The 14,107-nt window shown below is 51.1% G+C and carries 11 protein-coding genes; 3 read left to right on the forward strand and 8 right to left on the reverse strand.

Features of this window, described 5'->3' with window-relative positions:
- Nucleotides 1–51 precede the first annotated feature (51 nt).
- Nucleotides 52–1,257 carry an MFS transporter gene (locus tag ACFRAM_RS14860; RefSeq protein WP_379466492.1) on the forward strand — a complete coding sequence of 402 codons (1,206 nt, stop codon included), beginning with the start codon at nucleotides 52–54 and terminating at the stop codon, nucleotides 1,255–1,257.
- A gap of 103 nt (nucleotides 1,258–1,360) precedes the next feature.
- Here the strand turns inward: ACFRAM_RS14860 and ACFRAM_RS14865 are convergent, their stop codons facing one another.
- Complete coding sequence (locus tag ACFRAM_RS14865; protein WP_379466493.1) at nucleotides 1,361–3,070, reverse strand: glutamine--tRNA ligase/YqeY domain fusion protein; 1,710 nt, start codon at nucleotides 3,068–3,070, stop codon at nucleotides 1,361–1,363.
- A 210-nt stretch (nucleotides 3,071–3,280) separates the two neighbouring features.
- Here ACFRAM_RS14865 and ACFRAM_RS14870 point away from each other — a divergent pair, with 210 nt between their 5' ends.
- Entirely contained in the window at nucleotides 3,281–3,529 is a 249-nt protein-coding gene (locus ACFRAM_RS14870; RefSeq protein WP_379466494.1) for a DUF2164 domain-containing protein, read from the forward strand.
- A gap of 36 nt (nucleotides 3,530–3,565) precedes the next feature.
- Nucleotides 3,566–4,114, forward strand: coding sequence for a GNAT family N-acetyltransferase (locus tag ACFRAM_RS14875; RefSeq protein WP_379466495.1), 549 nt, complete (start codon nucleotides 3,566–3,568; stop codon nucleotides 4,112–4,114).
- Between the two features lie 75 nt (nucleotides 4,115–4,189).
- Here ACFRAM_RS14875 and ACFRAM_RS14880 read toward each other — a convergent pair whose 3' ends face one another.
- From ACFRAM_RS14880 to ACFRAM_RS14910, 7 genes are all read right to left on the reverse strand, one after another.
- A complete protein-coding gene (locus tag ACFRAM_RS14880; protein ID WP_379466496.1) occupies nucleotides 4,190–4,720 on the reverse strand; it encodes a GNAT family N-acetyltransferase in 531 nt (176 codons plus the stop codon).
- 61 nt (nucleotides 4,721–4,781) lie between these two features.
- Complete coding sequence (locus ACFRAM_RS14885) at nucleotides 4,782–6,008, reverse strand: MFS transporter (RefSeq protein WP_379466497.1); 1,227 nt, start codon at nucleotides 6,006–6,008, stop codon at nucleotides 4,782–4,784.
- Between the two features lie 388 nt (nucleotides 6,009–6,396).
- The gene (locus ACFRAM_RS14890; RefSeq protein WP_379466498.1) at nucleotides 6,397–7,224 is read right to left on the reverse strand and encodes a formate/nitrite transporter family protein; all 828 of its coding nucleotides are present in this window, start codon (nucleotides 7,222–7,224) and stop codon (nucleotides 6,397–6,399) included.
- A gap of 192 nt (nucleotides 7,225–7,416) precedes the next feature.
- Nucleotides 7,417–8,781: an FAD-dependent oxidoreductase gene (locus ACFRAM_RS14895; protein ID WP_379466499.1), complete on the reverse strand. Its 1,365-nt coding sequence runs from the start codon at nucleotides 8,779–8,781 to the stop codon at nucleotides 7,417–7,419.
- Nucleotides 8,782–9,078: 297 nt separating this feature from the next.
- Nucleotides 9,079–10,710, reverse strand: coding sequence for a formate--tetrahydrofolate ligase (locus tag ACFRAM_RS14900; RefSeq protein ID WP_379466500.1), 1,632 nt, complete (start codon nucleotides 10,708–10,710; stop codon nucleotides 9,079–9,081).
- Nucleotides 10,711–10,940: 230 nt separating this feature from the next.
- Nucleotides 10,941–11,417 (reverse strand): glutathione peroxidase, encoded by a 477-nt coding sequence (locus ACFRAM_RS14905; protein ID WP_175370411.1) that lies wholly within the window; start codon nucleotides 11,415–11,417, stop codon nucleotides 10,941–10,943.
- A 177-nt stretch (nucleotides 11,418–11,594) separates the two neighbouring features.
- Nucleotides 11,595–14,060, reverse strand: coding sequence for a glycoside hydrolase family 38 N-terminal domain-containing protein (locus ACFRAM_RS14910; RefSeq protein WP_379466501.1), 2,466 nt, complete (start codon nucleotides 14,058–14,060; stop codon nucleotides 11,595–11,597).
- Between the last annotated feature and the right edge of the window lie 47 nt (nucleotides 14,061–14,107).

A 14,107-nucleotide genomic window follows, 5' to 3' on the forward strand; every position in this document is an offset into this window, starting at 1 on the left:
TGTACAGCATTTAGCGGGAAAGGAGTGCCCAATTTGCGGGAGAACCTTCATATGCAATCTTCTTTCACGTCCTTAAAATGGTTCAATTTCTTCGTATATGGAACCATGGTCCTGTTCACCAGCTTTTTTCAACTATACCTTCAGGATGTAGGGATGAACAAGCTTGAGATCGGCAGTGTCATTTCCCTGGGTGCGCTCGTTTCCATCTTCGCTAATCCGTTCTGGGGCATTTGGACGAACCGTTACCAGAACATCCGCCGAATCGTGCTGATCATGCTGACGGGAACACTGCTCTTATCACAGCTTGTCTTTCAAGCAAATACATATGAGATGATCTATATCTCCATTATCTTGTTCTTTTTCTTCCAAGGGCCGCTGTTTGCCCAGAGCAATACGATCATTCTGAGCTATATAGACGGAACAAACTATCGTTTCAAGTCCTTCCGGCTCTGGGGCTCGTTGGGATGGGCCATCACTGCGTTGGCTGTAGGCCCCATTATTGATCGAACGGGTGTCTCGATTTTATCGTATCTGTTCGCAGCACTACTATGTGCTTCGATGGTATCGCTACTGGCACTGCCTAAGCTGAATCATTCCATCGGGATGGCTCCGCTGCCATTCAGAGGCTTTGGCAAACTCTTTGCTAACCCGTTCTTCCTGTGCTTTATTCTCTTCGGGATTCTCGTTTCCATTCCGAATACGATGAATACAACGTTCATGTCACTGTATATCTCGGATTTGGGCGGCTCCAAAACCATGATTGGACTGGCTGTCTTTCTCTCGTCCATCCTGGAGGTTGGCGTATTCGCTCTCTGCGAACGATTCCTGAAACGTAAAATATCGGTGCTGATCGGCTGTCTGACGCTGGTCAGTGCCCTGTATGTTCTGCGGTGGTGGCTGATGGCTGATGCAACGATGCCGCTGGAGGTAGCTCTCATACAGATTCTGCACAGTGTAACCTTCGGTGGATTTTTCTACGTTGGTGCCCAGTTAACTCGTCTGCTCGTACCACGTCCGTACCATTCTTCAGGACAAGCGCTCTATACCTTGACCTGGAGCGGAATCTCCGGGATTCTAGGCGGTATTCTCGGAGGATGGCTGTATCAGAATCTCGGGGCCCTCAGCATGTATCAGGGCAGCGTATTCCTGACCTTTATCGGAACGCTCGGCTTCGGGTTTATGTGGCTGTTTGTCATTCGTGGCCGCTATCAGCCTGTCCCTGAAGAACCAGAGCTAGTGGAAGAAGTAGAGTTCTAAATCAGCGCTATGTACAAATAGGGGGAGTTCCGCAGCACTGTTCAGTGTCTGCAGGAACTCCCCTTTTGTACGTCTGATCCTCGTAACTGCGATTCCAGAGTGCTTATTTCGGCAGTTGGAACGAGCTTTTCAAAGATACTATTAGATTGAACACCAGATGACCCGGCGCTGAATATTTGCTGTCTACGTTGAAGTAACCGTGACGGAAGAATTGGAACTTGTCCTGAGGTACACTGTCCTTCAGACCTGGCTCTACAAAGCCCTGCAGAATCTCCAGGGAGTTCGGGTTCAACTGATCCAGGAAGGTTGGCTCCGGCTTGTCCTCCGCTTCATCCAGACCTTCGACGTCAACCACTTTATCCGGCTCTTCTGCTGCAATCAGCGGCTCCAAGAGGCGGAATTCTGCCGGAACGGCTTGGCTGGCTTCGATCCAATGCAGCGTTCCTTTAACCTTACGACCTGTAAATCCGCTGCCGCTTTTCGTCTCAGGATCATAGGTACAATGCAGTTCTACAACTTCACCGTTCTCATCCTTGATAACCTCATTGCACTTGATGAAGTAAGCATGCTTCAAGCGCACTTCATTGCCAGGGAACAAACGGAAATATTTGCTTGGCGGATTCTCCATGAAGTCATCGCGTTCGATGTAGATTTCACGGGAGAACGGAATTTGGCGAACGCCCATTTCTTCATTCTCTGAATTATTCTCCGCTTCCAACAACTCACTTTGGCCTTCCGGATAGTTCGTAATGACAACCTTAAGCGGGCGAAGAACCGCCATTGTGCGCGGCACAGTCAGCTTCAGATCCTCACGAATGAAATGCTCCAGCATCGGATAGTCTACCAGACCATTGTTCTTGGAGATTCCGGTCTCGAATACAAAATTGCGGATCGCTTCAGGTGTATAGCCACGGCGGCGCAGACCGGAAACCGTCGGCATACGCGGATCGTCCCAGCCATCGACATGGCCTTCGTCAACCAGCAGTTTCAGCTTACGCTTGCTCGTTACGGTCTGAGCCAGGTTGAGGCGTCCAAATTCGTATTGATGCGGTACAGACGGCATTTCGCATTCCGCGATCACCCAATCATAGAATGGACGTTGATCTTCGAACTCCAGGGAACACAGGGAATGCGTTACACCCTCGATAGCGTCTTCTAGCGGATGGGCAAAGGCATACATCGGATAAATGCACCATTTGTCGCCGGTGTTGTGGTGATGAGCATGAGAGATCCGATAAATGACTGGATCACGAAGGTTAATGTTCGGCGAAAGCATGTCGATCTTGGCACGAAGCACCTTCTCGCCATTTTGGAATTCCCCTGCACGCATGCGGCGGAACAGGTCGAGGTTCTCCTCAATACTGCGTTCACGGTAAGGACTGTTCTGTCCCGGCTGCGACAACGTGCCGCGCAGCTCGCGGATCTGTTCAGCGCTGAGATCGTCCACATAGGCTTTACCTTTGTTGATCAGCAGTTCCGCGCGCGCGTACATTTCCTCGAAATAATCGGAGGCGAAGCGCAGCTCTTCCCATTCATAGCCGAGCCACTTCACGTCTTCTTTAATGGAATTGACGAACTCGATATCCTCTTTGACAGGGTTCGTGTCATCGAATCTCAGGTTAGTCTTGCCGCCGAACTCATCCGCGAGTGTAAAGTTGATCCAAATCGCCTTGGCATGTCCGATATGTAAATAGCCGTTCGGCTCCGGCGGAAACCGGGTGATCACTTCCTTGGCTTTACCCGAGCGGAGATCTTCGGTAATGACATTCTTAATAAAATTGGAGGGGGTGCTACGGTTCTCCACAGATATCAACCTTTCTTTCTGGAATGTTACTACTACCTTGTATGAACATGTTTCCTACTAATATACCCGTTACGCAGGGATTGTTCAATAAAAGCGGACAGGGTTCCAAATGCTTTCTTCCGGTACCTATGAATCTTTTGACTTCACTCCCGGCGATAGAGTAGCATGAGAGCATAGAGCCTTTTTACCTTAATTTACATCTAAAAGGGGGATTCGCCTGTGAAAGTCATCAAGCTGCCCAAGGAGCAGCGGGAGCTTCTTGTAGAGCATATCCGCAGCCACTTTGAGGCTGAACGCGGTGAGACCATCGGTCACCTGGCCGCAGATAATCTGCTCGACTTCTTCCTGCAAGAATTGGGCCCTTCCATCTATAATGAAGCGCTCAAAGATTGCCGTGGCCTGGTAGGACAGCGGATGCAGTCGCTGGAAGAGGACATTTATGCGCTGGAGTGGAGACAGCGCAGATAGACAGATTTGGCCATGGGCTGCAAAGGAGGCTGCGACTTGTTTAATTACGTTATAGACGAAGAACTTATGCTAAAACCACTGGCGCCGGAGCATGCCCGCCCGATGTTCCAACTGGTAGATCGCTCACGGGAGCGGCTTAGACAATGGCTGCCATGGGTTGATGGCGTTACGGAGCAGGCTCATATCGCCAGCTTCATTAAGAATGCCATGAAGCTGGGCAGCGACAACGGGGGCTTCTCCGCAGGATTGTGGGTGCAGGGCGAGCTGGCCGGCGTGATCGGCTATCATGAGATCGACTGGCATAACCGTTCCGTCGGCATCGGCTACTGGCTGGGCGAAGGCTACGAGGGCAAAGGGTATATGACCAGTGCGGTGCGGGTATTCGTAGATTACGCGCTGCTGGAGATGGAGCTGAACCGTGTAGAAATCCGTTGTGCTACAGGCAACGCTCCTAGCCGCGCCATTCCTGAGCGGTTGGGCTTTGTGCTGGAAGGTGTAATTCGCCAGGCAGAAAAGCTGCCGGACGACTACGTGAACCACGCCGTGTACGGCCTGCTGCGCAGTGAGTGGCAGCTATTGGGCTAGCCACAAATCCTAACCTTTATGTCCCAGCCAAACAACCCGTTCTTCCTTTCACAATGGAGAACGGGTTGCTTGGTTTTAGGCGGTACCCGTCTCTTCGTTATGCTCTCCAGTTAGCATAAGGCCCATAAAGATTTCATCGACATAATGTCCGCCGAGATAAAATTCTTCCCGCAATCGTCCCTCCTCCTGAAATCCACAGGATCGGTAGAAGGTCAGTGCCACCTCATTACTTGCAAGCACACGCAGGCGGAGCTTGCGGATGCCGTAATCCCTGACATGCCTTTTGACTGCTTCCACCAATTGACGTCCAATACCGGACCGCCGAAACTCCGGATGGACAGCAATATTAATCTCACAGACATGCCGATGGCTCTTCATCGGGCTGGGACTGCCAAAGCCGACATACCCGCATAGCCGGCCCTGATTCAAAGCCAATAACTGAGAGCCGGGTGGTGAATGCTGCAAATAATCCTCCCGCGAACGCCATTTCAAAGGTCCCGGTGTCGTTTCCTCGGTCCAGACGAGATGATCCAGCGCAATCAGCTCCCCGGCATCCCTGATCTCCGAGGGCCGGATCATCAGTCCGCCGCCATCCATTCGTTGCATAAGCTCCCCCCTTGCCCTAGACTCTGGAATTTATATCAGGCCGGTGGCTCTATGCCCAGGCCTAAGGTGATATGGTTGCCTGGTCCGCCGAGCCGCGCCAGCGATTGATATAGGCATGAATAATGAAGAACAAGGTGGACAACACGGCCATGGCACACGCCAGCCAGGCAGTAGGCGACAATCCTCCACTGTCGTATAGACTACCCATGAAATAAGGCCCGATAACTCTGCCGATGGCCCCAATGCCTCCGCTCAGCCCCAGGTAGAACGGGGCACTGCGGTTTGCATGTTCGGTGATGAAAGCCGGCATAGCCGGAGAGATTAACATTTCACCGAACGTAGTTAACACCATGGCCAGAATCAGGCCAGGATAATTCTGCACGCCCAGGATCACGGCATAGCCGCTCAAATAGAGCAGCGCACTAGCCGTCATCTGGGCCGTGGAATCTTTGGCGAACCAGCGTTTCAGCAAACTGATCACGGGCTGGGCAGCAAAGATCAGAATGCCGTTCAGCGTCCAAAGGAAGCCATACGCTTTCTTGGGCCAGTCCTCCGAAATAATAAACGGTGACACACCCGTGTTCCAGATGGAGTTGCCGACCAGCAGGAACAGCGAAGCTACCGACATATAGAGGTAGATTCTTGTATTGCCCATCAGTAGCCAGCCGGACTGGCTGCGGGGCTGATGCTTTTTATAATCCGCTTCCTCTGCTTCCGGTCCCGTTCCGACTCGCCGCAAATACATGAAGAAAAACACGGCGAATACGGCTGAGGTCACACCGTTCATCACAAAGCTCAGCATATAGGAGATATCGGCGAGAAAACCGCTCAAGGCCGTACCCAGCGCCACACCTATATTATTGGCGACGTAGACGATGTTAAACAGCTCACCCCGCTGCTTGGCAAAGCGAAAACCAATAAAGGCCTGAATAGCCGGGAGTGACAACGAATTGAATAGCCCCACAAACCCCATCACGATCATGAAAATCGTCCAATTGTGACTGGCGGCCGGAAGAGTGAACAACGCAAGGGCGTTCATGGCGAGCGCTCCGACGATCAGGCGGTTCACGCCAACTTTATGGTACAGGGAGCCACCCAGCAGTTGCCCAGCAATCCCTCCCAGGGATTGAATCAGAATGACCAGACCGGCATCCTTCATACTGCGTCCGAGCTCATCGAACACATACATGGTCACGAGCGGCCACATCAGCGCACTGCCCGTCGCATTGATCAGGCTGGCAATCAGAAATACTTTTACTTCTTTAGGATAAGCAGATAAAAACCTCATAACTAGTGTACATCCTCTGTAAGATTGGTGTCGTCAATTCCACCAGTATCCTCCCATCAGTAGCTGTAGGGCAAGCATGTACACTGCCGCATTGTCGCATCATCGCGATATTATATCAAAGTGATCGAAGTCAACGAGATGACCGTTCTCCATTGTCTAGAATGACTCTGATTCACCCCCGTATTCCCAGGGTAATAGAGCCTAAGAAACACTCCCTATTAGAATCGCCGTGCGTTTCGATTTCGTTCCCCCGAGTCGAGACCGCGGCGAATTTTTATTATGTAATGGTACAAAAAAACATCCCCCAAGGAAGCATGCCTGTAACTTGACTTCAGGACCTGCGAACCCCAGAGAATGTCTGTTCATCAACGTAGCCCTGTGCTACGCATTAAGCATGCTTCTTCGCACTGGCAACAGACATGCTGTCCACCGCTTGCACCGCCGTAGGCGCCTTGCGCAAGTAAGCTGCCCAATAGGCTGCCGCTACAAAGATAGCCCCGCCTGTCAGATTTCCCAACCAGACCGGAATAAAGTTCATAAAATACTCGTACCAGGAATAGTGCCCCTCAAAAATAGCCGCCGGAATGAGGAACATATTGGCTACAACGTGCTGGAAGCCGATGGCGACGAACGCCATGGTCGGAAACCAGATGCCCAGGATTTTGCCACTGAAGCTGTCTGCGCCGTAGGAAAGCCATACCGCCAAGGCGACTAGCCAGTTACAGCCGATACCAGAGACGAAAGCCGGGAGGAATCCGGCTTCAAGCTTATGTCCCGCCATATCCACCAGTTTATCCAGATAGACTCCGTCTGACGTCAGCCCGGCGACATGCCCGAAGAAATAGGCAACAAACAAGGCCCCTGCCAAGTTGCTAAGTGTGATTAGCGTCAAGTTCTTGACGACTTCCTTGAATGAAATCTTCTTCGCCATAAAGGCTAGCGGCACCGCCATCATATTGCCTGTTAACAGTTCCGCTCCTGCCAATAGCACAAGGATCAGACCTACCGGGAAGACTGCAGCCCCGATGAAATTCGCAATGGAGCCCCATTCTTTAGGCGCGGATGCAATCACGCGGATATCCAGTAAAAACCCGAGGGCGATAAAGGCACCGCCCAGGAAGCCAAGTATAAGGACGGTACTCAGCGGATTGTGCGCCTTCTTGATTCCGTTCTCCACCGTTGCTTCAGCAATTTGCTGAGGTTTGTTATAAGCCATGGTTCGTATCCCCTTTTAATACTTTAAATTTGTTCCTTTATGCCATTGTAGCGTGTCATATAAGACATTAACGTGATAATAATCACTACTGCAAAAGACAAGTGAAAATTTTCACTGACATGTCATAATTAGCGTTTGAACACGCAAAAAAACCGAAGCCAGTACTCTGGCTCCGGTTTAAATATGATGATATTACACTAGCGCGGGTTCCTTGGCAGCCAGGGTTTTCGGCAATGCCTGCAGTCCGGCAGTATTCAGGAAGTTCCAAGGCTTGTTGTAGTGCGGCTGGAAGAAGAAGTCGATAAAGGCCAGCTGATCCACCGTCATCTTATTTTGGATGCAGACCGAAATCGTATTAATGGATTGCGTCAAATCCATTTTGGACATAATCTGCGCACCCAGGATGCGGCGTGTCGCACGTTCAAACACAACCTTGAGCTGCACCTGCTCGAATGTAGGCATGAACTCCGGACGGTAGTTGTCGGTGATCATAACGCTATCCACTTCCATACCTTCACCCTTGGCAGCTTCCTCCGTCAGTCCCGTCCCGGCAATGTTATCTTCATAGATCTTGATGCCGGATGTTCCTTGCGTGCCCATGTAAGGAATAGTCTGGGCGACAAGATTACGGGCCACCAGAGTACCCATCCGTACAGCGTTAGTTGCCAGCGGAATGTAAGCATTTTTACCAGTTGGGTTGTAGTGGATCGCGCAGCTGTCGCCAGCGGCGAAGACATCCGGCGCACTAGTCTCCATATAATTGTTCACAACAATCGCGCCGTTCGGCAGCATGTCAACCTGGCCTTTCAATAGCTCCGTATTAGGACGGAAGCCGATGCAGAGGATCACCAGCTCAGTTTCATGCTCGCCTTTGCTTGTGATAACCTTAGTAACCTTGCCATTCTCGCCCACAAAAGAGCTAACCTTCTCACCAAGCGCCAAGGTAATACCATGATCCTTCAGCGACTGCTCGATAGGAGCTGTGAATTCTTCGTCCAGGTATTTGCTCAAAATCCGCTCTTCCCCGTCGATCAAGGTTACCTGTTTGCCGTTCATCTGGAACGCCTCAACCAGCTCTACTCCGATATATCCGGCGCCAACTACCGTAATCCGGTTCACTTGTTGGGCTCTTTCAATGATAGTGTTGGAGTGATTGTAGTTTTTCGAGAGCAGAATACCGTCCAGATCCATGCCTTCCAGCTTCGGAATAATCGGCCAAGAGCCGGTAGTCATGATCAGCTTGTCGTAGGTATCATCAAATTCCTGTCCATTCGCAAGGTTGCGGGCCCGGAGTGTCTTGGCTTTGGTGTCCACCGCAATCACTTCATGACGCATGTTCGTCTTCACCCCGAGCTCAGCGAGCTTCTCTGGCGAGGAATAGAAGAGTCCTTGAGGGTCCTTAACAACACCGCCTACATAAAGGGCGATCCCGCAGGACAGGAACGAAATATTGTCGTTGCGTTCGTACACCGTAATCTCGGCGTCTGGATAAAGCTGGGCTGTGTTAACGATGGCTGCGGTTCCGGCATGGGTACATCCAATGACTGCTACTTTCATGATTTCTTCCTCCTCCAATTTGAAAAGCTTATATATTATTTGTTTGTGATTTATTTCACTTTATGAACTGATTATATTGTGATTTTTATCACATTTCAAGTCTATTTCTGCAATTCCTTAAATTGTTCACAATTTTAAGTATTTTGTGTCCGCTTCCTGCTGAATTGCTGTTACCTTTAGCTTCTCCATGTCACAGAGCCATTATGACCGTCAAGTCAAGCCTATAAATACATAAAGCCCCAAGCCTTACCGTCCATACAGACAAGTAAAGCTCGGGGCTATAGTTTCGTTCCAATCTTATTCTAATCCGTGTATCTCGCCATCCTCATCCACTCGTATCCCTTCGGCTGCCGGTCGAGCTGGAAGACCGGGCATAGTCACGATGTTGCCGGTAATAACTACAGCAAACCCGGCACCTAGTGACAGTGTGATGTCACGCACGCCCATAGTAAAGCCTTCGGGTGCCCCAAGGAGCTTGGCCTGATCAGAGAAAGAATACGGCGTCTTGGCCATGCACACTTGCAGCTCATTCAGACCCAGCCGGTCAATCACAGCCAGGCTGCGCTTGGCTGCGGGAGAGAAGCTCACCTCTGCACCACGGTAGATTTCACGCACAATAGTGGTGATCTTATCCGTAATATCAAGGTTATCCTCATACAAAGGCTCAAAATTAGCGCTGTCTTGCTCCAGCACCTGCAGCAGCTCACTCGCCAGCTCCAGACCGCCGGCTCCGCCCTCTGCCCATACCTTGGATACGGCAGACGGTACCTTCAGACGGTGGCAAGCTGCCTGGATCGCCTCGATCTCGGCCGGGCTGTCGCCCGCAAAATGATTGATGGCCACAACAACGGGCACGCCGAATTTACCAAGGTTCTCAATGTGACGTTCCATATTAGGAATGCCTTCAAGCAAGGCTGTTGGATTCTCGGACCCGAGCTCACTCTTGGCAACACCGCCATTGTATTTCAGGGACTTCACGGTAACCACCAGCACGGCTGCGGCAGGGGTTAATCCAGCTTGGCGGCATTTAATGTCCATGAATTTCTCGGCACCAAGATCAGCGCCAAAGCCAGCTTCCGTGACGACAAGATCACCCAGCTTCAGCGCATAGCGAGTACCTATAACACTGCTGCAGCCATGGGCTATATTCGCAAAAGGTCCACCATGCACGATAACCGGCGTACCTTCCAGTGTCTGTACCAGATTCGGTTTTACCGCTTCCTTCAGCAGGGCTGCCATGGCCTCGACCGCACCCAACTCCTGTGCTGTGACTGGCTGACCGAGATGGTTATATCCAACAAGAATCCGGCCCAAACGTTTCTTAAGATCAGACAAATCATCACAAAGGCAGAGCACAGCCATAATCTCTGAAGCTGTAGTGATCTGAAAACCAGCTTCCCGGACGGTACCGTTGCCGTCTCCCAGACCTGTAACAATGCTCCGCAGACTGCGGTCGTTCATATCCATGACGCGCTTCCATACAATTCGCTGAGGATCCAGATCCAGCGCATTGCCGTGGAAGATATGATTGTCGATCATAGCAGATAATAAGTTATGCGCAGAGGTCACCGCATGAATATCTCCGGTAAAATGGAGGTTTATCTCGTCCGCCGGGACAATCTGTGATTGGCCCCCGCCAGTAGCTCCGCCCTTCATACCCAGGCAAGGCCCCAGCGAAGGTTCACGCAGCGCAGCCACCGTCTTTACCCCGGAAGCGTTAAGTGCCTGAGCGAGACCAATCGTTGTTAACGTCTTCCCTTCTCCAGCCGGTGTGGGATTGACCGCCGTCACCAGAACAAGTTTTCCGTCCGGACGGTGGCTAAGCTCCTCCCAGAGTGAAGGCGCCAACTTGCTTTTATATTTACCGTACAGCTCCAGATGTTGTTCACCAATTCCTGCTCTTGCCGCTACTTCCGTAATCAATTTCATGCCTTGTACAGAACCCTCCTGCCAATTATTATTCTGAAATCTTTCCTGCTTTATGCGAATTCCTGTTATGTATCATTGCTACTAAAGAATACAAGGTCTATGAAAAGCGTCAAGGATTATTTTCACACTTCAGTGATCTCTACAAGGCTAAATAGACAAACTCCCGGACAACAGCCAAAAGCCGTGTCCGGGAGAACATGTGATTCCAAAATTTCTTGCTTACTCAAGATTTATAACAAGGACTCGATGCTGTCCTTCATCGTCTCAGGCGATTCTTTCGGCTCAACGCGAGCGGTCACATTGCCACTACGGTCGACGAGGAATTTGGTGAAATTCCACTGGATGTCACTGCTCTCGCCCTCACCAGGTTGCTGTTCCTTCAAATACTCGAAGAGCTTGCTGGCTTCTGGTCCATTGACATCTACCTTGGCAAATACCGGGAAGGAGACGCCATAGTTAATCTGGCAGAATTCTGCTGCCTCTTCACTAGTTCCTGGCTCTTGTCCGGCAAACTGATTGCAGGGAAAGCCCAAGACTACCAGCCCTTGTTCTCCATACTGCTCGTACAGCTTTTGCAGCTCTCCATACTGCGGAGTCAGCCCGCATTTGCTGGCCGTATTGGCAATCAGCAGCACCTTGCCTTCATATTCCGTGAACGGTACTTCCTTGCCCGCAGGCGTAACCCCGGCAAAACTGTAGATCGACATTGTGCTACCATCCTCTCAAAATTCATTGGTTTTCTATATTTTACTCCTATTCCGGTCCGAATACAAAAGTACGCCATATCTATCCTCGATTGTGTATCACATCACTGTAATCCTTAGGCAAATAAAAGCCGCCGAGCGATCCATAAGGACCGTCTGGCGGCTGGCACAGTCAATGTATTAGCGTTCGCAGAGCGGAATCTCCTCAAACGTGCCTGAGGCAGGCTGAATACGGAATGTCTTGAATTCAAATCCCTTCAGACTGACTTCACTGCGGATGCCAAGTGAAGGGATACTGAGGGTAGTGGAGCCTCCGGAGCCAGTCGGCTCGAACAGTCTCAGAATGTAGCCGTCGCCTTGCTCCTCTTTTTTGAAAGCGCTGAGCTGGATACGTTCATCTTCCAGAACGATAAAGGATTCCAGCGGCTCACCCTCTCCTGACGGGAAGAATGACAATGCGTAAGGCCGTTCGTTATGAGCCAGCGCTTCCCGGTCCACCTGATCTCTACGATCTGCAAGCTCTCCCGCATTCAGCCAGAAGGTGTAGCTGCGTTCACCCTGATCCATTCGCGGCTGGAAGCGATCCTGTACCATAATCGGACGGTCTCCGATCGGATGAGCACAGTATCCTGCGCCCCGAAGCAGCGACAGACGGACCTCGCCTTGACGGAAATCTCCGCCGTAAATTCCGTTATTGATACAAGTAACCGCCATGTTCTGTGCTGCATCTTCCACTGCAATCCACTTCTGGGCCACCGTTTCATTGCCCTCCCGATCCAGCGGATTGACCCCAAAGGCCGTCTGACCAAGGAAGTCCCCTTGCTCCAGAACAGTAGGGATGGACAGTTTGAGCATCTTGTCCTTCTCGTTCCAGTAGACACGCAGCTCGACTTCAATCTCGGTTCCCTGCTTCGGCAGCTTGTAGAGCTGACAAATGCGGGAATTGCCGTATGTCAGCACCGATTCAATCACCGTACGTACCGCGCCATCTTCAATGACCCGTACCGCCGGAAGCGGATTCTTCAACCCGGAGAATACACCACTCTCTTCCTCATTCATCAATTCAAACCTGCCCTCTACAGGGCCAAAAGCAATGGTGTCCATTCTCCATGGATCTTCATTGTCTGCAAGGACCAACGCTGCAAATGCATCCTTACGCAGGTACGAAACGCCCTTGACGGAGTATTCATCCATCCGCCCTGTTGCAGCGTTAATGACCACGCTCAGATCGGCAGTTTCAAACCGGAAGGCCCCGTCCTGCTCTGTGAGCTGCGGAAGCGGCTTCTCCGCCAACATTTTAATCCGGGCATCAAAACGGTTCATCGAGGAAGGAGCAAGTTCGGCCTCAAAGACCACTCTTTTTCTCCAGTCCAGATTCAAGTTGCTGAGTTCCTTTTCCGGCTGACACGGGAGCAGTTGCCCATCTCTGTAGACTTGAGGCATTGAGAACTCTTCATTCCAGTTCTGGTCCTCCAGCATAAATTCACATTCAAAAATGCCCTTCACCGGGAACGGATGCGGATTATAGATCAGGATCGGATATTCTTTCAGCGCCGCCTTGGGCTGACCCGAAGCCAGTGCGAAGAAGGCTCTAGCCTTCAGACGTGCCACGATCTCAAGCCCATGGTCAATCTGTCGCAGTGAAGCCTCCTCCGCCGGCTGTATCGATGTCCCAGGCAGGATGTCATGGAACTGTGCAGTGAGCAGGTCACACAACGCTTCATACAGATCGTTAGAAGGATACGACAGCAAGCCCTGAAGCGCCGCTGCTGACAGCATTTTCTCCGTCATAAACAGCTCATTCTCCAATTGACGGTGCTTCTGCTTAATGCGAATCATGGAGGTGTAGCAGCCCACAAATCGGGGGTTGAGATCACCCGCAAAGGATGGCAGCTCAGCCGCTCGCAAATCCTCGAAATACGCCTCCGGCGTGGAGTGAATAATCTCGAAATCTTTCCGCTCCGCCATCAGCTCTCCAATCTGGGTCAAGTCGATGCGGGATGGACCTCCGCCGTGGTTGCCTACTCCCCAGAGCACAAGTCCTGTGTCACGGTCTCCGTGATCACTCAGCCAGCGCTCGATTTTCTCACGGGTTTTGCCCATATTGGTGTTATAGCCGCCTTCGATCTTATGGGCCATCACCTTCGAGCCATTATAGCCTTCCCAAATGAAATCTCCTGCTGGAAGGGCATCCATCTCATCAGGACGCATAAAGATATACGAATCATATCCGGCTTGTTCAAGGATCTGCACCAGTCCCCGGGTATGTCCGAACGAATCAAAATTGATCGCAGTTGTCGGCTCCACACCAAATTTCTCCCGGAAATAGGCTTTGCCCAGCAAGATCTGCCGAACGAAAGACTCCCCGGAAATCATGTTGCAATCAGGCTGCAAGTACCAACCGCCCATGATTCTCCACTTGCCTTCCTTCACCAGCCGCTGAATACGTGCAAACAGCTTGGGTTCATACTCCTCAATCCATTTATAGAGAATCACTTCATTGTGATTAAAAATATAACCGTCGAATTCCTCGCAAAACTCCGCCGCTGCGCGAAAGGTTGATACAGCTGCTGCCGCCCCTTCCTCCCATTCCCACTGCCATACAGGGTCCAGGTGGGCATTGCTGAGCAAATGCAGTTTTTTCATCTCTTGCCGCCTCCTTAAGTAAGGTCATCTTCTCCCTTCCATTGTGA

The sequence above is a fragment of the Paenibacillus sp. NPDC056722 genome (assembly GCF_042790635.1).
In the GTDB taxonomy this organism is placed as follows: domain Bacteria; phylum Bacillota; class Bacilli; order Paenibacillales; family Paenibacillaceae; genus Paenibacillus_AQ; species Paenibacillus_AQ agri.